This is a genomic window from Exiguobacterium sp. s161, assembly GCF_018619045.1.
GTDB lineage: Bacteria > Bacillota > Bacilli > Exiguobacteriales > Exiguobacteriaceae > Exiguobacterium_A > Exiguobacterium_A indicum.
In genome coordinates, this window is record NZ_JACSNH010000010.1 from 12,822 (window position 1) to 34,081 (window position 21,260).

Here is a 21,260-nt window from a genome sequence, read left to right on the forward strand (position 1 = left end):
CCCTTTCTAATATTTATTTAATATGCTATAATAAATATTAGTGAGGTGAAGCGTATGCCAAAGACGTTGAACGAAATCAGACATGTTTTCGAAACACATGTTGGTGAAAGACTGACGCTAAAAGCAAGCGGCGGTCGTAAAAAGGTCGTAACCCGAATCGGAACGCTCGTTGAGACGTATCCTTCGGTGTTTGTAGTCAAGCTAGACGCAGAGCGCCACAATGTCGAGCGAGTTTCTTATAGCTACGCCGACGTGCTAACAGACTCCGTACAAATCGAATTTGCGAATTCGTAAACTTACCTTCCGAAGCGGACAAAATGTTCGCTTCTTTTTTTGTGGAAAGGTTGATACAATTCCTACAGGAAACGAACTAGAGGAGGAACGGCACGATGACGATTATTGTAAAGGCTCCGGCCAAGATCAACCTAGTCCTGGATGCGACGGCAAAGCGCCCGGACGGCTATCACGATGTACATATGGTGATGACGACAGTCGATTTGGCAGACCGTCTAGAATTGACGGAGCTGCCGTCAGGAGAAATTCGCATGAATGCCCAGCATGCTTACGTTCCAAACGACGAACGTAATCTTGCGTATAAAGCAGCAGCGATCTTAAAAGAAAAATACGACGTCAAGACGGGGGTCGAAATCTTTTTAGAGAAACACATCCCGGTCGCAGCGGGACTTGCTGGTGGTTCCAGTGACGCGGCAGCGACGTTACGCGGTTTGAATGAGTTATGGCAACTCGACTTGACGCTTGAAGAGTTGGCGGAAGTTGGCGCAGCGGTTGGATCTGATGTTCCGTTTTGTGTCATGGGTGGAACAGCGATTGCAACAGGTCGCGGAGAGAAGCTAGAAAAACTTGTCTCACCACCACCATGCTGGGTCGTTCTTGCCAAACCGACGATTGGTGTCTCGACGGCTGACGTCTATGGTGCCCTCGACTTGAACACGGCAAAACGTCCGAACGTCGAAGCGATGATCGATGCGGTGAAGGCGCAAGATTTCCAAGGCATTTGCCAGTCACTCGGGAACGTTCTCGAATCGGTCACGTTGCCGATGCACCCGGAAGTCGAGCAGATCAAGGAATTCATGGCGAGTTGTGGCGCAGAAGGCGTCTTGATGAGCGGAAGTGGTCCGACAGTCTTTGCGTTGACGGAACACGAGAATCGGGCACAACGTCTCTATAATGGATTACGTGGCTTTTGTAACGAAGTCTACGTCGTTCGTCTTTTAGGCGAAAACCATTGATAATATCCGTATGAAAATGATATATTCACTATTGAATATTCGGAATTACGGAGAGGTGGAACAAAACAAATGAAAATTCGGAGAAGTGGTCGATTGGTCGACATGACGCGGTACTTGCTTGACCATCCCCATCATCTCGTCTCATTGACGATTTTTGCAGAACGCTACAAATCGGCGAAATCGTCGATCAGTGAAGATTTAGATATCGTCAGCGAGATGTTAGAACATGAGGGAACGGGTCGTCTCGTCACGGTACCAGGTGCTGCGGGTGGCGTCATGTTCATCCCGACGTGGAGCAGTAAGAAGGCGTTACCGTTCATCGATGATCTATGTGAACGTGTCGCACGTCCAGATCGACTGTTACCGGGGGGATATCTCTATTTGACGGACTTACTCGGGGATCCGAAGATGGTCAAACAAATGGGGCAAGTGTTTGCATCTGTCTTTAGCCAAAAGAAAGTTGATGTCGTCATGACGATCGCGACGAAAGGGATTCCGCTTGCTTATGCGGTCGCTGAGCAACTGGGTGTGCCGTTCGTCATCGTGCGTTCAGATAGTCGTGTCACGGAAGGATCTACGGTCAGCATCAACTATGTTTCAGGGTCTTCAAAAGCGATCCGGACGATGGCACTTGCGCGTCGGAGCTTGCCACGTGGAGCGAACGTCTTATTGATCGATGACTTCATGAAAGCTGGCGGAACGATTCGTGGAATGATGAGTCTCTTGAGCGAGTTCGAAGCAAAGGTTGCAGGTGTTGGGGTCTTGATCGAGGCAGAGGGTGCTGAGAAGAAGATGGTCAACGAATACGTCAGCTTAATGAAATTAGCGGACGTCGACGTCGATCTCGGTCAAATCCAAGTCAAGCGTGGAAACGTCGATCACTATTTCTCGGAAGCCGAGACTACCTGAAATTGACAGCCGCATGGATTGTAACTATACTGTAATTATCAAACTTTTGGAAATTATGCGTAAAAAGATTGGGAAAGACTAAACCTTTATTTGTTTTAAGCCGTAAGTAGAAGTAGACAACGAAGAGTTGTGACAACGGTTAAAGGGGTGCGGACAAAATGAACGTTACGGACGTTAAAATTCGTCGCGTCGTGGCAGAGGGTCGAATGAAAGCACTTGCCTCTATTACGCTCGACCACGAATTCGTGGTACATGATTTGCGTGTCATCGAAGGGAATAGTGGTCTCTTCGTCGCCATGCCAAGCAAACGAACGCAAGAAGGTATCTTCCGGGATGTCGCTCATCCAATCAATGCATTAATGCGAAAAAAGGTCGAAGATTCAGTACTCGAAGCTTATGCGGCACGTGAGGAACAAGAAGAAGGCATCGGTTACGAAGTCGCTTCTGTTCAAACGACAGATCAAGTATAAGGAAAAAGACAGCTTTTCTCTTCTTGGGAAAAGCTGTCTTTTTTCTCGTTTTTTCCTCGATTCCGCTTCGTCCCATCATTGAATAACGGTGCCGTTTTCGTTATAGTTGGAACGAGTGTACTATTTCAGAACGAAATCAACACTAATTTACGTGGAGGAGCGACAAGGATGAATCATTTCGCGGTAATTCTAGCAGCGGGTAAAGGAACTCGGATGAAATCGAAGCTTTACAAAGTACTTCACCCAGTCGCTGGGAAACCTATGGTACAGCACGTCGTCGATCAATTAGCGACGCTCGGCGTCAAGCGACAGGTCGTCATCGTCGGTCACGGTGCGGAATCCGTCAAAGAAGTGCTTGGCACATCGGTGGAATACGCACTTCAAAGTGAGCAGCTTGGCACAGGACATGCTGTTCAAATGGCAGAACCCGTACTTGGGAACGAACAGGGAGCGACACTCGTCGTCTGCGGCGATACACCGCTCTTGACGAGCGAGACATTAGCTTCATTGTTACAACATCATACGGAGACGAACGCAAAAGTGACTGTCTTGACGGCACTCGCTGACGATCCGACTGGTTACGGACGAATCGTACGCAGTGAAGACGGAAACGTCTCGAAAATCGTCGAGCATAAGGATGCGAATGCAGAAGAACTCGCGATTCGTGAAATCAATACTGGTACGTATGTCTTTGATAATGAGATGTTGTTCGCGACGCTGAAGCAGGTCAAGAACGATAACGCGCAAGGTGAGTATTACTTACCAGACGTGATTGAGATTGCAAAGGCAGCAGGCGAAACAATCGCAGCGTATGCGGCACCTACGTTCGAAGAGACAATTGGTGTCAACGATCGCGTCGCACTTGCGCAAGCGGAAACATCGATGCGCAAGCGGACGAACGAGTACTGGATGCGTCAAGGTGTCACGTTCGTTGATCCGTCTTCGACGTATATCGGACCGGATGTCACGATTGGTTCAGATACTGTTCTTTATCCGGGAACGCAATTACTCGGTCAGACGGTCATTGGTTCAGAATGTACGATTGGTCCGAACTCGGATATCCGTAACAGTGAAGTGGCAGATGGTGCCATTGTTCGTCAATCCGTCGTCACGGACAGCAAAATTGGTCCAGCAGCGCAAGTCGGTCCATTCGCGCATTTACGTCAACAAGCAGTTCTCGGGGCGAACACACGCGTCGGAAACTTCGTTGAGATCAAGAAATCAACATTCGGTGAAGGTAGCAAATCAGCCCACCTGAGCTATGTCGGAGATGCGACGATCGGAGAGAACGTCAATCTCGGTTGTGGATCGATCACGGTCAACTACGATGGAAAAAATAAATTCCAGACGATCATTGAGGACGATGCCTTCATCGGCTGTAACGTCAACTTGATCGCACCGGTCACGGTCGGAAAGAACGCCCTTGTTGCTGCCGGATCAACCGTCACGGATGATGTGCCGGAAAACGGTCTCGCGATCGCACGGGAACGTCAAACGACGAAACCCGATTATCGTTAATTCATTACTTGTCGCTCTACTCGTCTAAACCCAAACAAATGGAGGCCACCTACACATGTCTACTGTCTTAGAACATGAAATTCGTATTTTCGCACTCAACTCGAACAAACCACTGGCAGAGGAAATCGCTAAAGTCATCGGAATCCCAGTCAGCGAAAGTTCAGTCAAACACTTCAGTGATGGCGAAATTTCGATGAACATCGAAGAAAGTGTCCGAGGGGATGATATTTACATCATTCAATCGACAAGCCAACCAGTCAACGAAAACCTGATGGAACTTCTCATCATGATCGATGCACTGAAACGGGCGTCTGCACGGACAATCAACGTCGTCATTCCGTATTACGGTTATGCGCGTCAAGACCGCAAAGCACGTTCACGTGAGCCAATCACGGCGAAACTCGTTGCGAACTTGCTTGAAGTAGCAGGGGCGACACGCGTCGTGACGATGGATCTCCATGCAGCACAAATCCAAGGGTTCTTCGATATTCCAGTAGATCAATTGATGGGTGTACCGCTTCTCGCTTCATACTTCGAGAAAAAGAACATCGATCCAAACGAACTCGTCATCGTTTCTCCAGACCATGGCGGTGTCACACGGGCACGTAAATTAGCAGAACAATTAAAAGCACCGATCGCGATCATCGACAAACGCCGTCCGAAACCGAACGTCGCAGAAGTCATGAACATCGTCGGTCAAGTCGATGGCAAGATTGCCATCATCATCGATGACATCATCGATACAGCGGGTACGATCACACTTGCAGCGAACGCTTTGATCGAAAACGGAGCGAAACAAGTCTATGCATGTTGTACACACCCTGTTCTTTCGGGTCCAGCAATGGAACGGATCGAGAACTCAGCGATCGAAGAACTCGTCGTCTTGAACACGATCGACTTGACACAACGCGAATGTGCAAGCAAAATCAAACAAATCTCTGTAGCACGCTTGCTTGCAGAAGCAATCATCCGTGTACACGAACAGAAATCAATCAGCCCGCTCTTCAGCTGATTGCTTGATGCATACGAACGACGTGGTCCGGTTTATTGAAATCGGACCCTTGTTCGTTTACTTTTTTAAATAGAAATGAGGAATCGATATGAAATGTATCGTCGGATTAGGGAATCCTGGAGCGAAGTATGCGAATACGCGCCACAACATCGGTTTTCTTGCGATTGATGCCTTAGCGGAGAAGCACGGGATCAAGCTTTCAGAATCGAAGTTTAAAGCCCTCTTCGGAACGGGAATGATAAACGGAGAACGTGTCGTGCTCGTCAAGCCATTGACGTATATGAACTTATCAGGTGAAGCGGTGCGACCGTTACTTGATTTCTATAAAATTGCGGTCGAAGATGTGCTCGTCATCTATGACGATCTGGACTTGCCGCTTGAGAAACTACGGTTGCGTTCAAAAGGCAGTGCAGGCGGTCATAACGGCGTCAAGTCGTTGATCCAGCACCTCGGTACGCAGGAGATCAAGCGTCTTAAGCTCGGCGTCGGTCGACCACCGACACCCATCCAAGTCATTGACTGGGTATTAATGAATTTTTCGAAGGCAGAACAAGGAAGTTTGCAACACGTACTCAATGCGTCTGTCGATGTAGCGACAGACTTCATAGACACACCGTTTCTCGCTTTGATGAATCGGTATAACTGAACGCAACGCTTTGGGGTTCCAAAGCGTTTTTGCTGTCGTGTTTTAGGAGGAAGAAGATGAAACAATTACAAGAACTCTTACTAGCGATTCCTGAAATCAAGACGGTTCGGGAACGCTTCCGGGACGGTGTTAACGCTCAGTTGATCACCGGTCTGATGAACAGTGGGAAAGCATTGTTCGTCGCCGGGATTTATCAGGAGACGAAACGTCGATTCGTACTCGTGACACATAATATGTTCCAAGCACAAAAACTGTACGATGATTTGATTGAACTTGTACCGGAAGAAGACGTCATGCTCTATCCGGTCGATGAGACGTTAGCAGCAGAACTTTCTTATGGCGCAAGTCCAGAACTGCGGGCGACGCGGATCGAGACCCGTCATCGTTTACTGACGACGGACGACGGAATTTTGATCATTCCGCTCGTCGGTTTACGCCGATATGTTCCGGATGCACAGACGTTCCTGTCACACGTCAAACAAGTGAAGCCGGGCGACATCTTATCGATTCCGGACTTCGTCCAAGATTTAGTCGATGCGGGGTACGAACGGACAGCGACCGTGACGACACCTGGTGAGTTTGCTGTTCGCGGAAGTATCATCGATATTTATCCGCTCACGGTCGAACGTCCATACCGGCTGGATCTATTCGACGAGGAAGTCGACTCGATCTATACATTCGATGCGGAGACACAACGCTCACTCGGTGTCGTCGCAGAAGCATGTTTGATGCCAGCGGCGGAACATTTCGCGACGAAGGATCAGTTGAAGGACGCGGGTGAAAAAGTCCGTCGTCTTTATGAGGCGACGAAAGAGCGCGTCCAAAGTACGGAAGTCCTCGCGGCACTTGAAGAGGGAATTGCTTATGACGTCGAGTTGCTAGAAAACGGCGATCGTCCGAAACAGTTCGCGAAGTATGCACCGATCCTCTACACGTCGACGTTACGTCAAGACGTGACGGGAAGCGTCTTGATCGTCGATGAAGTCGCACGGGTCGAAGAAGCGGCGGAAGTCCAGGATGCAGAGGAAGCAGAATGGATGGCGTCTCTCATTGAACGCGGACAAAGCGTCAGTGATTACGTCCTGTCCGTTCCGATGGCACATGTCTTTGAAGGACAACCATTGTTGTATCTCTCGCTCCTACCGACTCGTCGGAGCGGGGTACCGGAAAGTGCGGCAATCCATTTCAGCATCAAACCGATTGCACCGTTCCATGGTCAGATGGAACGCCTGAAGCAAGAAGTCGAGCGATATCGTCGCGCTGACATGTGGATGGTTTTCTTAGCGAGTAACCGAGAACGTGCCGAGCGGATGCGTCAGACGTTATCCGATTATGGGGTCGAAGCCTCGATCGTAACGAAAGAAGGCATCACTCGTGGTCAACCAGCAATCCTGATTGGGGGAATTCATGGTGGATTCGAGATGACGAATGCGCGTCTCGTCGTCATCACGGAAGAAGAAGTCTTCAAGCAACCAGCGCGTCGCCGGAAGCAAACGACGAAGCTGACGAACGCTGAACGGATTAAGAGCTACCAAGAATTGAAGACAGGCGATTACGTCGTTCATATTCATCATGGGATTGGTCGGTACCACGGCATCAAGACGATTGATGTAGCCGGTAATCATCAGGACTATCTCCATCTCGTTTACGCGGGAGAGGACTCGTTGTATGTTCCTGTCGATCAGATCGACTTGATTCAAAAGTATGTCGGGGCTGAAGGGAAAGAGCCGAAGATCTATAAACTCGGCGGGACGGAATGGAAAAAGGTCAAAGCGAAAGTCCAGAAATCGGTCGAGGATATTGCTGATGAGTTAATCAAGCTCTATGCGGCTCGCGAGGCTGCCGTCGGTTTTGCGTTCCCAGAGGACGACGATAACATGCAAGCATTCGAGGCTTCGTTCCCGTATGAGGAAACGGTCGATCAATTACGATCGATTGCCGAGATCAAGAAGGATATGGAACGTCCGCGTCCGATGGATCGTCTATTATGTGGCGACGTTGGATACGGGAAAACGGAAGTTGCGATTCGAGCAGCGTTCAAAGCGGTCATGTCTGGAAAACAAGTCGCGTTACTCGTACCAACAACTGTCCTTGCACAACAACACTACGAAACGATGCTTGAGCGATTCAGTGAATGGCCGATTCGTGTGTCGGTCATGAGCCGGTTCCGTTCGCCAGCAGAATTAAAGGCGACGAAACAAGGTCTAAAAGAGGGAACGATCGATGTCGTCGTCGGGACACACCGTGTGCTGTCGAAAGACGTCCAGTTTGCTGATATCGGATTATTGATCATTGATGAAGAGCAACGATTCGGTGTAAAACACAAAGAACGTCTGAAACAGTTGAAGACGAACGTTGACGTCTTGACGTTGACAGCGACACCGATTCCGCGGACATTGCACATGTCGATGATCGGGATCCGTGATCTCTCGGTCCTTGAGACACCGCCGGAAAACCGGTATCCGGTTCAGACATACGTCATGGAATACGACGGAATCGTCATGCGAGAAGCGCTCGAACGAGAACTCGGCCGGGGTGGACAAGCGTTCTTCTTGTATAACCGGGTCGAAGGCATCGAGCGAAAGGCAGAAGAGATTCGCGCGCTCGTACCGGAAGCGAGGATCGTCACGGCGCACGGTCGGATGACGGAAACCGAACTCGAAAGTCAGTTGATCGCGTTCTTCGAAGGGGATGCAGATGTTCTTGTCAGTACGACGATCATCGAGACAGGAATCGATATTCCGAACGTCAATACGTTGATCGTTCATGACGCGGATCAAATGGGACTATCCCAACTGTATCAATTGCGCGGTCGTGTCGGTCGATCAAGTCGCGTCGCCTATTCGTACTTTACGTACCGTCCGCAAAAACGATTGACGGAAGTCGCAGAAAGTCGACTGCAAGCGATCAAGGAATTCACGGAGCTCGGTAGCGGCTTTAAAATTGCGATGCGTGACTTATCGATTCGTGGCGCCGGGAACTTACTCGGTTCCCAACAATCGGGCTTCATCGACTCTGTTGGTTTCGATCTTTATTCGCAGATGCTGGCAGAAGCGGTTGAAGAACGGAAAGAACGGATGAAGGGCAAAAAACGCGTCCAGAAATTCGTACCTGAGTTCACGTTCAGTCTTGATGCGTATATTCCATCGCACTACATGACGGACTCCGAGCTGAAAATCGAATTTTATAAACGTTTGAAATATGTCGATACCGTCGATAGTCTCGAACAACTTGAAACAGAGATGCTCGAACGATTCGGTGAGTTCCCGGATGAGGTTGCTCGTTTGATCCAACTGACGCGGATGCGGATTTTTGCTGAACGAGCGCGTGTCGAGCGCGTCAAACAAACCGATCCGAAAATCGAGATCGTCTTGTCACTTCAATCAACACAGCAGTTGGATGTGGCGGATTTCGTCAAATGGACCGTTCCGCTTGGACGTGGTCTAGGGATGGGGCAACAAGAACAGAAACTCGTCTTGACGCTCAACCGCAACAAGCAGTCGACGCAACAGATGACGATGCAAGCAGAACAGTTGCTAGCAGAGCTTGATCGTCGGCTCGTCGCACGATGAATAGACGAACGATTGCGCAAGGCGCAGCACTGCTTGCGATCTCTAGTTATATCTCGAAACTGCTCAGCTTCTTTTACCGGATTCCGTATCAGAACCTTGCAGGTGACTTCGGACTGTACGTCTATCAGACGGTCTATCCCTTATTCGCGATAGCGGCAGCGCTAGGTATTTATGCGCTGCCCGTCATCGTGGCGAAGTTGACGCTCCATCATCCAGATGAAAAACGAGAAGTTTTATGGTCGATTTTGTACGTCTTACTTGCGATGACGGTCTTCTTTGGTCTGTTCGGATGGTGGATTGCCCCGACACTGGCGGGTTGGTTTGGAGACGATAAACTCGTTGTTCCGTTGCGAGCCGTCACGTGTACGTTTTATTTACTACCTGTGATTGCCGTTCTTAGAGGCATGTTTCAAGCAGATCTCGAGATGCGACCGACGGCTGTATCCCAAGTCTCTGAAAATGCCGTCCGTGTCGGACTCTTGTTGCTCGTGACCTATATCGGCGTCTCGATGCAGGCGGACCCTTACTGGATTGGTGCCAGTGCCCATCTGACAGCGATCGGTGGCAGCATCGTTTCGTTATTCGTCCTGTTACGTTTTGCGAAAGGGAAGATCGGTCGTCCTGTGTTTTCAGGTATTCACGTACGTCGGGTCGGGAAAGTGCTCGTGACAAGCGGGGTGGCGGTCAGTATCGCCTCACTTGCCTTGTTACTGATGCAATTGATCGATGGATTGACGTTCGTCAATCTACTTGGCAATACGACGGAGACGAAAATTGAAAAAGGGGTGCTCGACCGTGGGTATCCGTTACTGCAATTCGCGATTCTCTTTGCGACATCGATGAGTCTTGCGAGTGTTCCATCCTTATCAACCGCATATCGAAAGCATGATCCGCAGATGATGCGTCAACAACTCGAGACATTACTCCGTTCCGGTCTATTGATTGCCGCTGCAGCGACAATCGGACTAATGGGTGTGATGCGTCCGCTCAATATTGCGTTGTATCAAGATGACCAGGGAACAGCAGGGTTGATTTGGCTCGCGGCGACGGCATTTGCCGCTTCGATTGCGATGATGATCATCTCTTGTCTCCAGTCGGTCGATGCTGAAAAATATGCGCTCGTTGGTGTTCTTGTCGGATTAGGGGCGAAGCTCGTTCTGAATCTCTATTTCATTCCCCGATATGGTATGATCGGGGCGGGTATGGCGACATTTGGCGGTTTTGCCGTCATGGCGACAGCACAATGGATTTTATTGAACCGGAAATTCGGTCGCGTATCGGCAGGAAACGCGTTCTACCGACGACTGGTCTTACCTGTGCTCGCCATGAGTGTGTTTCTGTACCTGATCGAAACGTTCTTCCGGCTGTTTGAGCTTGAGACACGAATCGGTGCGGCACTCGAAGTCGGCGTCCTTGTCGTCGGTGGTGCCATCATTTATGGCAGTATGGCATTACGCGTTCGTGCATTAACAGCACAAGAGTGGGCGCTATTGCCTTTAGGAGATAAGTTATATCAGATGTACCAACGTAGGAGGAGTATATGACACACCGAATCACGATCGTCGGCCTTGGCGTCGGCGAACTCGAACAATTGCCGTTTGGCATCTATCGATTATTAAAAAACACGACACAGCCTGTCTATTTACGGACAATGGATCATCCAGTCGTTTCAGAACTCGCGGCAGAGGGAATGAACTTTACATCATTTGACTCGGTTTACGAACGACATAGTCGGTTTGAAGACGTATACACAGAAATCGTTGAGGAATTGCTTCGCCTCTCAAAGACGACGGACATCATCTATGCCGTCCCAGGTCATCCACTGGTCGCTGAGAGTACCGTCCAGCAGTTATTAGAGCGGACGGACGCGGTCGACGTTGTAGGCGGACAAAGTTTTCTTGATCCGATGTTCGCGGCGCTTGGCGTGGATCCGATTGAAGGATTTCAGTTGCTTGATGCGACGGCGTTTACCGTCGATGAAGCGCAGATCCGTCAACATTTGCTGATTGGACAAGTCTATGATGCGCTCGTCGCCGGTGATTTAAAGGTTCAGCTGATGGAACGTTATCCGGACGAACATCTCGTCACTCTGGTCACAGCAGCGGGTACAAGCAAACAAACTGTCCAAAGCGTGCCGTTGTATGAACTCGATCATGTGACGACGCTCAGTAACTTGACGACAGTCTACGTGCCACCTGTTACGGATGAGCAGACGCTGAACCGTGACTTCGCGACATTAAAAGAGATTGTCGCACGGTTACGTGGTGAAGGCGGTTGCCCATGGGATCAAGAGCAGACACATGAGTCCTTAAAACGTCATTTAATCGAAGAATCTTATGAATTACTGGAAGCAATCGACCTTCAGGACGATAACTTAATGATAGAAGAGCTAGGAGACGTCCTTTTACAGGTCATGCTCCATGCACAAATTGGTCTAGATGAAGGGTATTTCGACATTCGAGATGTCATCGGAAGCGTCAGTGATAAGATGATTCGTCGCCATCCACATGTGTTCGGAGAAACGATTGTCGATTCTTCGGCAGACGTCGTTTCGAACTGGCAAGACATCAAAGCACAAGAGAAACCGGAGCGGACTTCCTTGCTCGATGGCGTAACTAAAGGGGCACCTGCCTTGATGCGCGCAGAAGACATTCAAAAGAAAGTGGCGAAAGTCGGTTTTGAATGGAGTGACGTCGAGGGTGCACTTGAAAAAGTAATCGAAGAGTTACGTGAATTGAAGGAAGCCGCACCAGAAGAACGACTAGGTGAATTCGGAGACGTTCTGTTTTCGATAACACTCGTTGGGAAATACCTTGGTCTCTCGGCAGAAGAGGGGCTACAACAGACGAACGATAAATTCATCCGTCGCTTTACGCGAATGGAACAGCTAGCGGATCGACCGCTCGTTGAGATGACGCTTGAAGAGCAAGATTCACTCTGGCATCAAGCGAAGCAGGAGGAACAGTCATGAGACTTGATAAATTTTTAAAAGTATCGCGTCTGATCAAACGACGGACGCTTGCGAAAGAAGTAGCCGATCAAGGTCGGATTACAATCAATGGTAATGTGGCGAAAGCAAGTAGCACGGTAGCAGCAGGTGATGAGATGACGATTCGGTTCGGAAACAAGATCGTCACGGTTGCGATTTCGAGCATTAAAGAACATGCCAAAAAAGAAGAAGCATCTGATATGTATGAGATCATCCGTGAAGAAAAGGTGAATTCCGAAGAATCAATGTAATTTACCGGAAAAAGGAAGTATACTAAAGAGTGTCAGGGGTGACCACTCAGAAAGAGGAGGGATGATATGCCAACACCGCTCGAATCAGGGCGTCCTGCGCCAAAGATCAAGCCGCTCAATGACCGTAAAAAGCAGTTGAGTCAGAATGCCATCGAAAACCGTCGACGTCTCAAAAATCGCTTTTTCCTGTGTCTGACCGTCTTTTTACTCATCTTTTCCCTCATGGGGTGGTCATACATGGAGAAACGGCAATTGATCGCTGAACAAAAGCAGTCGTTTCAAGTCGCCGAACAAGAGCAGACGAAAGCAAAAAAAGAGACCGCCCGTCTGAAGGAAGAAATCAATCGTCTCAATGATAAAGAGTATGTAGCGAACTTAGCTCGAAGCGAGTTGCTCTATTCGAAAAAAGGGGAAACGATCTTCTACTTTTCACCGGAAGACTAATTGAAGGTTGCCGATTGATTGAAAAAAGAATGAATCACTCGTATAATAAGAAACGAATCAACTAAAAAGGAGCAATACAATTTATGTCGATTGAAGTAGGCAGCAAAGTGCAAGGGAAAGTAACAGGCATCACGAATTTCGGAGCGTTCGTTGAGTTACCAACAGGGAAAACTGGTCTTGTTCACATCAGTGAAGTGGCAGATTCTTACGTTAAAGACATCAATGATGTGTTGACGGTTGGTCAAGAAATCACCGTCAAAGTCTTAAGTGTTGAAAACGATGGTAAGATCGGTCTTTCCATCAAAAAAGCCGTCGATCGTCCAGAAGGCGAACGTCCTCGTCCTGCACGTCAGTTCGACCGTGGACCACGTCCAGCAGGACAAGATCGTGGACCACGTTCGTTCGATAACAAAGGACCACGTGGAGGCGGTAACCGTGGAGGCTTCAACAAAGGCGGCCGTGGTACACCACCACCGCGCAAAGAACAATCGTTCGATACGCTGATGTCTAGTTTCCTGAAAGATAGTGAAGATCGTCTTGCTACATTGAAACGTCAAACGGATTCAAAACGTGGCGGACGCGGCGCAAAACGTCAATAACTTGCTGACCTGTTCTTTATAAGAATAGAGATGGAATGACGCCGTTCATTCCATCTCTTATTTTTTTGAAATTATTTTTAGAAAAAGCGTTGACTTTCATTTGACCTGCCCGTATTATAGAAAATGTGCTTAAGACGCACGAGTTAAAAATATGGCGGTGTAGCTCAGCTGGCTAGAGCGTACGGTTCATACCCGTGAGGTCGTGGGTTCGACTCCCTCCGCCGCTACCATATTTTTTTGGCCCGTTGGTCAAGCGGTTAAGACACCGCCCTTTCACGGCGGTAACACGGGTTCGAATCCCGTACGGGTCATTCTCAAAAGCTATCTCTATTATATAGAGATAGCTTTTTTTAGGTTTTAACGGAAAGGGGGAAATCGTTATGGAAGGTGTGCCGTTCGAACCACTTTTAGTAGGTGTTTCGGGAGGTTGTGATTCGATGGTACTCGTCGATCGGTTGTACAAAGAGGGCTACGATATCGCGATTGCGCATGTGCATCATGGATTACGAGAGGCGTCCGACGAAGAAGCGTGCTTTATTAAGGAGTGGGCAACGGCCCGAAAGATATCTTTTTTCATGACGCGTTTAGAATGGACAGGACGTACGAGCTCTCAAGCAGCTTGTCGCGAAGAGAGATATGCGTTTTTTGAACGAATCATGGAAGAGACCGGGCGCTCGCGTCTGATTCTCGCCCATCATCAAGACGATCAAATTGAGACGCTACTCATTCAGCTCATTCGTGGAGAAGCGCAGGTTGATGGTATTCCCGTCGTTCGTCCGTTTGGTAACGGTTGGTTGCATCGACCGTTGCTACATGAATCGAAGCAAACATTACGCGAGTATGCGTTGCAACATGAAGTTCCATGGCGAGAAGATGCGTCAAATGCAGAAACTACTTATTTGCGTAATCAAATCCGGCATACGATTGTTCCATCACTCCGAGACATGCGTCCTGAGTTTGAACAGGCAACGGCAGCGGCAGCACATGCGCGACAGCAAATCATCCGTGAACAGGCGGCATTCGTCGCGACCTATCTCGAACGGTGTAAGGAAGCGAACGGAATTCCGGTCGCACGTATTTTAGAATTACCGACGGATTTACAGCGGCTTGTTTTGCCGGCATTAACGGGAGAAATGTTTTCTTCGGATGTGATTCGTCACTTTGTTACATGGCTTCGGGTGGATAAGGGCTCAGACGAAGTGTATTATGGAAACTGGAGGATGCGACGTGCATATGGCTTTTTGATGCAGGATCGTGTGATACGGTCAATGAATGACGATTTATCGTTTCAAGTAGGGGAGAATTTGGGAACGTATCATTATGGTGAACAAATGGTTCGCTTCTTAATCGGAAATCAAGGTATCCCGCTGGACGCGATTGCGTTCCCATTGACGGTACGTCCGCCACGTCCAGGAGATCGGATTCAGCTTGCTGTGGGTTCGAAAAAAGTCAGTCGAATTCTGATTGATGCTAAGGTTCCGCGTTATCTTCGGGAACAGGTTCCGGTCGTCGTCGATGCAAATGGAGTGATTTTAGCCGTCATTGGACATCGAATTGCAATATTCGGGTCATTTGAACTCCTCGCAAAATCTTATTTAATGATAGAATGGTAATGTAGTGTTTATTATGGAGGAGGAATACCTAGCATGACCTTGATGAACGATATGGAAAAAGTACTGATTTCAGAAGAAGAGATCCAAAATAAAGTGGGCGAACTCGCCGGCGAATTGACAGCGGATTATCACGATCGTTTTCCGTTGCTTGTGTGCGTCTTAAAAGGCGCAATGCCGTTCATGTCTGATCTTGTGAAAAAGATGGATATGCATCTTGAAATGGACTTCATGGACGTTTCAACGTATCACGGTGGGACAACATCAACAGGTGAAGTCAAGATTGAAAAAGATTTGAACACATCGGTAGAAGGACGCGACATCTTGATTGTCGAAGATATCATCGACAGCGGATTGACGCTTGGTTACCTTGTCGATCTCTTCAAGTACCGGAAAGCGAAGTCCGTTAAGATCGTGACGTTGCTCGACAAACCAACAGGACGGAAGAATGACTTGCACGCAGATTACAGCGGCTTCGTCATTCCACACGAATTCGTTGTCGGTTATGGTCTGGATTACGAAGAGAAGTATCGTAACCTTCCATACGTAGGTGTCTTGAAACCTGCAGTCTACGGTGGCTAATTATTTTTAATCTCGTCTGTCCCATGATAAGATGAAACCAATTACAAAGCGCGCCCTGTCGCGCCAGGATTCGTATTCATCCACTAGAAAAACGAGATGGATGCGGAGAGGAGGCATAAGATGAACCGAGCAGTGAAGAATACCCTCGTGTTTGGGGTCATTTTTCTAGCTTTGATCTTGTTTCTGCAATACTTGCAGAGTCCAGTGAACAAAAGCAAAGAAATCAATTACACACAGTTTGTCGAGTCTGTTGAAAAAGGTGAAATCAAGACGGCTACCTTCCAATATGAAGGGCAGACGTATAATGTGACAGGAGATTTGCGTGAAAAAGATTCAACGTATGAGACGGTCGTACCGGCTGTTGATACGGAACTAACGGATCTTTATACGCAATTGAAAAGCCAAGGAGTCAAATTGGACTTTAAGGCAGCAGAAACGAATGGTGGTTGGATCGCGTTACTGACGACGATCGTTCCATTCATCATCATCTTCATCCTCTTCTTCTTCTTGATTAATCAAGCACAAGGTGGCGGTGGTGGCGGTCGCGTCATGAACTTCGGGAAATCGAAGGCACGCCTCTATGACACAGAGAAGAAAAAGATTACGTTTGATGATGTAGCCGGCGCAGACGAAGAGAAACAAGAACTCGTCGAAGTCGTTGAATTCTTGAAAGATCCGCGTAAATTCGCGAAACTCGGTGCCCGTATTCCGAAAGGGGTCCTCCTCGTAGGTCCTCCAGGTACAGGTAAGACGTTGCTCGCGCGTGCCGCAGCTGGTGAAGCTGGCGTACCATTCTTCTCGATTTCAGGTTCTGACTTCGTTGAGATGTTCGTCGGTGTCGGGGCATCACGTGTCCGTGACTTGTTCGAAAACGCGAAGAAAAATGCACCATGTATCATCTTCATCGATGAAATCGATGCTGTCGGTCGTCAACGGGGCGCAGGTCTCGGTGGTGGACACGATGAGCGTGAGCAGACATTGAACCAACTTCTCGTCGAGATGGATGGATTCAGTGAAAACGAAGGCATCATCATGATCGCAGCAACGAACCGTGCTGATATTCTTGACCCAGCCTTACTCCGTCCAGGTCGTTTTGACCGTCAAATCACGGTTGACCGTCCAGATGTCATCGGTCGTGAAGCAGTCTTGAAAGTTCACGCACGGAACAAACCGCTCGATTCAACGGTTGATTTAAAAGCGATCGCACAACGAACACCTGGATTCTCAGGTGCGGATCTTGAAAACCTTCTAAACGAAGCAGCACTTGTTGCCGCTCGGGCAGACCGTGATAAAGTCTCGATCGTTGACCTCGAAGAAGCGATTGACCGCGTCATCGCTGGACCAGCGAAGAAGAGCCGGATCATCTCGCCGAAAGAGAAAAAGATCGTCGCATGGCACGAAGCTGGACATACGATCATCGGTGTCACGCTCGACGATGCGGATGAAGTACACAAGGTAACGATCGTTCCTCGCGGAAACGCGGGCGGATATGTCGTCATGTTGCCAAAAGAAGATCGTTACTTCATGACGAAGCCGGAACTCGAAGATAAGATTACTGGATTGCTCGGTGGTCGCGTCGCAGAGGACATCGTCTTCGGAGAAGTCTCGACTGGGGCAAGCAATGACTTCCAGCGTGCGACAGGTCTTGCACGGAAAATGGTCATGGAGTTCGGGATGAGTGAAAAACTCGGACCGCTTCAATTCGGATCAGGTCAAAGCGGTAACGTCTTCCTCGGCCGTGATTTCCAAAACGAACAGAACTACTCGGATGCAATCGCACACGAGATCGATACGGAAATCCAAGCGATCATCAACCGCTGTTACCAAAAAGCGAAAGATATCCTGACTGAGAAGCGCGATCAGCTCGACTTGATTGCAACGACATTGCTTGAAGTCGAAACACTCGATCAAAAACAAATTCACCATCTCCTAGAGACGGGCGAATACAAAAAACATGAACCAGAAGCAACGACTCCAAAAGCAGAAGAGAAAGCACCGGAATCGACAGATGCAACTGTTGATCAACCGACAGAGTCTCCAACGCAAATGGGTTCAGTCGTTGACGAAGGGAAAAATGTAGATACGGATACACCAGATACGCCGCGTCGCGATGATCAAGTGTAAACGGATGGAACGGATTCGATTGATATCGAATCCGTTCTTTTTTGTGGCAGACCTAGCGAATACACATCGGTAGGTGTGACTATACGAGCATGGTATAATCACAACGTATATAGTTCCGATCGTAAAACAACGGAATACAATCGAAGCATGAAAATTGAGAAGAAGCGGGGAAATAAGCAAATGATTTTAGTCATCGATGTCGGAAATACGAATATCGTCTTAGGTGTCTATCAAGGACAAGAGTTGATTGAGCATTGGCGGATTGCGACAGACCGAACACGGACGACGGACGAATACGGTATGCTCGTCAAAGCGTTGTTCCGTGACGCAGAGCTAAACGTGGAAGAAATCGAGGGAATCGTGTTATCATCTGTCGTACCCCCCGTCGTGTTTCCGCTAGAAAATATGTGTGTGCGTTACTTTAAACGCCGTCCGTTCTTGATTGGACCAGGAATTAAGACAGGACTGGATTTAAAAGTCGATAATCCACGGGAAGTGGGAGCCGATCGAATCGTCAACGCAGTAGCGGCGACGGCGAAATACGAGGGACCGATGATCATCGTCGATTTCGGAACAGCGACGACGTATTGTTACATCGATGCACAAAAACGGTATTACGGCGGCATCATCTCACCCGGTGTGATGGTTGCAACCGAGGCACTCTATAATAAGGCAGCAAAATTGCCACGAATCGAAATCGCGAAACCGCAGTCAGCCATCGGACGGAATACGATCCATGCGATGCAGTCGGGGACCTATTTCGGATATGTGGCACAGGTGGACGGACTCGTTCACCGGATGAAAGAAGAAATGGGAGAAGCGAAGGTCATTGCGACCGGCGGCTTAGCCCGATTAATCAGCGAGGAATCCACGATGATTGAGATCGTCGATCCATTCTTGACGTTAGATGGATTACGGATTATCTACGAACGAAATAAGTGAGGGAATCAAGATGAAACGTGAAGAATTATTAGCACAATTAAAAGATGACTATTTAGTACGGGCGTTAGGCTTCAATGGAGAAGTCCGTGCGTTTGCAATCCGTTCGACGAAGACGGTCTATGAAGCACAACTTCGCCACCAGACGACACCTGTCGTCACAGCAGCGCTCGGTCGGACACTGACGATCGGTGCAATGATGGGTACGATGCAAAAAGGCGATACACGTGTCACATTAAAAGTCGAAGGCGATGGACCGATTGGGAAAATCATCGTCGATGCCGATGCAAAAGGTGTCGTACGTGGATATGTGAGTCGTCCCCGCGTCGAGATGGATACGTATGTCAATGCAGATGGTCTGACGAAACTAAAAGTCGGTGAAGCGGTCGGTCGCGGAAACATCTCTGTCATCAAAGACCTCGGGTTGCGTGACTTCGTCGGTGGTCAATCGCCGATTCAAACAGGTGAGATCAGCGAAGACTTCACGTATTACTTCGCTGTATCGGAACAAAGCCCATCGGTCGTTGGGGCTGGCGTTCTCGTTTATCCAGAAGACGAATCAGTCATCGCAGCAGGTGGCTTGATCGTTCAATTGATGCCAGGTGCATCGGAAGAGACGATTGCAGCACTCGAAAAACGTGTTGGAGCCCTTAAACCGATCTCGATTCTCGTCGGTGAGGAAAAAACACCAGAAGAAATGTTAGAACTCGTTCTCGGTGACTACGAACATCTTGATACGATTCCAGTATCATTCGAATGTACGTGTGACCGTGACAAATTAGCGACAGCGATCATTGCCCTTGGACCAGATGAGATTCAAGCGATGATTGATGAAGATGGTGGTGCGGAAGCTGTTTGTCACTTCTGTTCAGAGCATTATCACTATGATGTTCCAGAATTAGAGGAACTTCGCGAAAAATCACTCGAAAGAGCATAAGAGGGATCGAATATGGGGAATGTACAACCTAAGTACTTGTGGATGTTGATCTTCATCTTAATGTTGACGAATTTCATGACCGGTGCTTACGCCTTCATGGGTGAGCTCCCAAAGGTCGATTCTCCTAAAATCGTTCAAGACAGCATCGGTGGTCCGCTCGAGGATGTCGTCGCCGAAGTCGGTGATGAGAAAATCACGCGCGCGATGGTCTATCAGACGATGCGAACGGAACAGGAAAAACAGACGATTGATCGTTTGATTCAAGAAGCGGTCGAACGCCAGACGAAGGATGGAAAAAAGCCGGAAGTCAAACGCTTTGATTGACAGATTTCATCCAGTCCGCTGATAATTAGTTTATCGGATTACTTGGAATTCAAGCGGTTCACTAATGAGGAGGAATGGTCATGCGTATTGCGAATTCAGTATTAGATTTAGTCGGTCGCACCCCGATCGTCAAGTTACATCATCTAACGGGTCCTGAGGATGCAGATGTGTATCTAAAATTGGAGTACATGAACCCTGGATCAAGCGTAAAAGACCGGATCGCGCTATCTATGATTGAGGCCGCAGAAGAAGCGGGTCAACTCAAAGAAGGAGACACAATCATCGAGCCGACGAGTGGAAACACAGGGATCGGACTCGCGATGGTCGCTTCGGCGAAAGGATACCGTGCCATCCTCGTCATGCCGGAAACGATGAGCATGGAGCGCCGGACGTTGCTTCGCGCCTATGGTGCGGAATTGATTCTGACTCCGGGTCCTGAAGGGATGAAGGGTGCGATCGCTCGCGCGACAGCGGAAGCGGAAGAACACGGTTACTTCATGCCGCAACAATTCAATAACGGTGCTAATCCAGTCGTCCATGAAAAAACGACAGGTCCTGAAATCGTCGAAGCGTTCGAAGGCATGCAACTCGATGCGTTCATCGCGGGAATTGGAACGGGCGGAACGATCACCGGTGCTGGTAAAGTGTTACGCGATGCTTTCCAAGGTATTGAAATCATTGCCGTCGAACCAACGGATTCACCGGTCTTATCAGGTGGTAAACCGGGACCACACAAACTGCAAGGAATCGGTGCTGGGTTCGTGCCGTCGATTCTCGATACAGAGATTTATGATGGTGTTGAGCAAATCACGACGGAAGAAGCATTCGATCACGCACGCCGAGCAGCGAAGACGAATGGTGTCTTAGGTGGTATCTCGTCAGGTGCTGCGATTGCAGCGGCGCTCAAGACAGCGAAACGTCTCGGCAAAGGGAAAAACGTTCTCGCAATCATTCCTTCGAATGGGGAGCGGTACTTAAGTACACCGCTGTATCAAATCGAGGAAGAAGCAGACCAATCGAAGTAATCAACTGGACGTACACGGAAGTCATTCGGCTTCCGTGTACTTTTTTGCGTATAATGAGA

At 48.7% G+C, this 21,260-nt stretch carries 20 protein-coding genes and 2 tRNA genes; all 22 read left to right on the top strand.

Going from position 1 to position 21,260, the window contains the following annotated elements:
* The first annotated feature begins 54 nt into the window (after window positions 1-54).
* Window positions 55-294, top strand: a complete 240-nt coding sequence (locus KNQ14_RS16190) for a Veg family protein (protein WP_012368950.1) — start codon at window positions 55-57, stop codon at window positions 292-294.
* A 95-nt stretch (window positions 295-389) separates the two neighbouring features.
* On the top strand, window positions 390-1,250 hold the full coding sequence (ispE, locus tag KNQ14_RS16195; RefSeq protein WP_214749850.1) for a 4-(cytidine 5'-diphospho)-2-C-methyl-D-erythritol kinase: 861 nt from the start codon (window positions 390-392) through the stop codon (window positions 1,248-1,250).
* Between the two features lie 69 nt (window positions 1,251-1,319).
* A complete protein-coding gene (gene purR, locus KNQ14_RS16200) occupies window positions 1,320-2,159 on the top strand; it encodes a pur operon repressor (RefSeq protein ID WP_023466544.1) in 840 nt (279 codons plus the stop codon).
* A gap of 158 nt (window positions 2,160-2,317) precedes the next feature.
* Window positions 2,318-2,629, top strand: coding sequence for a septation regulator SpoVG (gene spoVG / locus KNQ14_RS16205; protein ID WP_023466546.1), 312 nt, complete (start codon window positions 2,318-2,320; stop codon window positions 2,627-2,629).
* A gap of 168 nt (window positions 2,630-2,797) precedes the next feature.
* Window positions 2,798-4,147 (top strand): bifunctional UDP-N-acetylglucosamine diphosphorylase/glucosamine-1-phosphate N-acetyltransferase GlmU, encoded by a 1,350-nt coding sequence (gene glmU, locus KNQ14_RS16210; RefSeq protein ID WP_214861811.1) that lies wholly within the window; start codon window positions 2,798-2,800, stop codon window positions 4,145-4,147.
* 55 nt (window positions 4,148-4,202) lie between these two features.
* On the top strand, window positions 4,203-5,159 hold the full coding sequence (locus KNQ14_RS16215) for a ribose-phosphate diphosphokinase (protein ID WP_012368955.1): 957 nt from the start codon (window positions 4,203-4,205) through the stop codon (window positions 5,157-5,159).
* Between the two features lie 88 nt (window positions 5,160-5,247).
* Window positions 5,248-5,805, top strand: a complete 558-nt coding sequence (gene pth / locus KNQ14_RS16220; RefSeq protein ID WP_214861812.1) for an aminoacyl-tRNA hydrolase — start codon at window positions 5,248-5,250, stop codon at window positions 5,803-5,805.
* 56 nt (window positions 5,806-5,861) lie between these two features.
* Window positions 5,862-9,377 (top strand): transcription-repair coupling factor, encoded by a 3,516-nt coding sequence (mfd, locus tag KNQ14_RS16225; protein WP_023466550.1) that lies wholly within the window; start codon window positions 5,862-5,864, stop codon window positions 9,375-9,377.
* Window positions 9,374-10,921 (top strand): putative polysaccharide biosynthesis protein, encoded by a 1,548-nt coding sequence (locus KNQ14_RS16230; protein ID WP_023466552.1) that lies wholly within the window; start codon window positions 9,374-9,376, stop codon window positions 10,919-10,921. The genes mfd and KNQ14_RS16230 overlap by 4 nt, the downstream gene beginning before the upstream one ends.
* Window positions 10,918-12,348 carry a bifunctional methyltransferase/pyrophosphohydrolase YabN gene (gene yabN, locus KNQ14_RS16235; RefSeq protein WP_023466554.1) on the top strand — a complete coding sequence of 477 codons (1,431 nt, stop codon included), beginning with the start codon at window positions 10,918-10,920 and terminating at the stop codon, window positions 12,346-12,348. The genes KNQ14_RS16230 and yabN overlap by 4 nt, the downstream gene beginning before the upstream one ends.
* Window positions 12,345-12,617, top strand: a complete 273-nt coding sequence (locus tag KNQ14_RS16240; protein WP_023466556.1) for an RNA-binding S4 domain-containing protein — start codon at window positions 12,345-12,347, stop codon at window positions 12,615-12,617. The genes yabN and KNQ14_RS16240 overlap by 4 nt, the downstream gene beginning before the upstream one ends.
* A gap of 66 nt (window positions 12,618-12,683) precedes the next feature.
* Window positions 12,684-13,061 (top strand): FtsB family cell division protein, encoded by a 378-nt coding sequence (locus KNQ14_RS16245; protein WP_023466557.1) that lies wholly within the window; start codon window positions 12,684-12,686, stop codon window positions 13,059-13,061.
* Window positions 13,062-13,144: 83 nt separating this feature from the next.
* The gene (locus KNQ14_RS16250) at window positions 13,145-13,660 is read left to right on the top strand and encodes a S1 domain-containing RNA-binding protein (protein WP_023466558.1); all 516 of its coding nucleotides are present in this window, start codon (window positions 13,145-13,147) and stop codon (window positions 13,658-13,660) included.
* 153 nt (window positions 13,661-13,813) lie between these two features.
* Window positions 13,814-13,890: transfer RNA gene (locus tag KNQ14_RS16255), tRNA-Met, on the top strand.
* A 9-nt stretch (window positions 13,891-13,899) separates the two neighbouring features.
* Window positions 13,900-13,971: transfer RNA gene (locus tag KNQ14_RS16260), tRNA-Glu, on the top strand.
* 69 nt (window positions 13,972-14,040) lie between these two features.
* Window positions 14,041-15,273: a tRNA lysidine(34) synthetase TilS gene (tilS, locus tag KNQ14_RS16265; protein WP_214861813.1), complete on the top strand. Its 1,233-nt coding sequence runs from the start codon at window positions 14,041-14,043 to the stop codon at window positions 15,271-15,273.
* Between the two features lie 33 nt (window positions 15,274-15,306).
* Window positions 15,307-15,852 (top strand): hypoxanthine phosphoribosyltransferase, encoded by a 546-nt coding sequence (gene hpt, locus KNQ14_RS16270; protein ID WP_023466560.1) that lies wholly within the window; start codon window positions 15,307-15,309, stop codon window positions 15,850-15,852.
* A 120-nt stretch (window positions 15,853-15,972) separates the two neighbouring features.
* Window positions 15,973-17,976: an ATP-dependent zinc metalloprotease FtsH gene (ftsH, locus tag KNQ14_RS16275; protein ID WP_035399498.1), complete on the top strand. Its 2,004-nt coding sequence runs from the start codon at window positions 15,973-15,975 to the stop codon at window positions 17,974-17,976.
* 180 nt (window positions 17,977-18,156) lie between these two features.
* Window positions 18,157-18,918 (top strand): type III pantothenate kinase, encoded by a 762-nt coding sequence (locus KNQ14_RS16280; protein ID WP_035399500.1) that lies wholly within the window; start codon window positions 18,157-18,159, stop codon window positions 18,916-18,918.
* 10 nt (window positions 18,919-18,928) lie between these two features.
* Window positions 18,929-19,852 carry an Hsp33 family molecular chaperone HslO gene (gene hslO / locus KNQ14_RS16285; RefSeq protein ID WP_023466563.1) on the top strand — a complete coding sequence of 308 codons (924 nt, stop codon included), beginning with the start codon at window positions 18,929-18,931 and terminating at the stop codon, window positions 19,850-19,852.
* Window positions 19,853-19,864: 12 nt separating this feature from the next.
* Window positions 19,865-20,176, top strand: coding sequence for a SurA N-terminal domain-containing protein (locus tag KNQ14_RS16290; protein ID WP_023466564.1), 312 nt, complete (start codon window positions 19,865-19,867; stop codon window positions 20,174-20,176).
* A gap of 80 nt (window positions 20,177-20,256) precedes the next feature.
* Complete coding sequence (cysK, locus tag KNQ14_RS16295) at window positions 20,257-21,201, top strand: cysteine synthase A (protein ID WP_023466565.1); 945 nt, start codon at window positions 20,257-20,259, stop codon at window positions 21,199-21,201.
* Window positions 21,202-21,260: the final 59 nt, after the last annotated feature.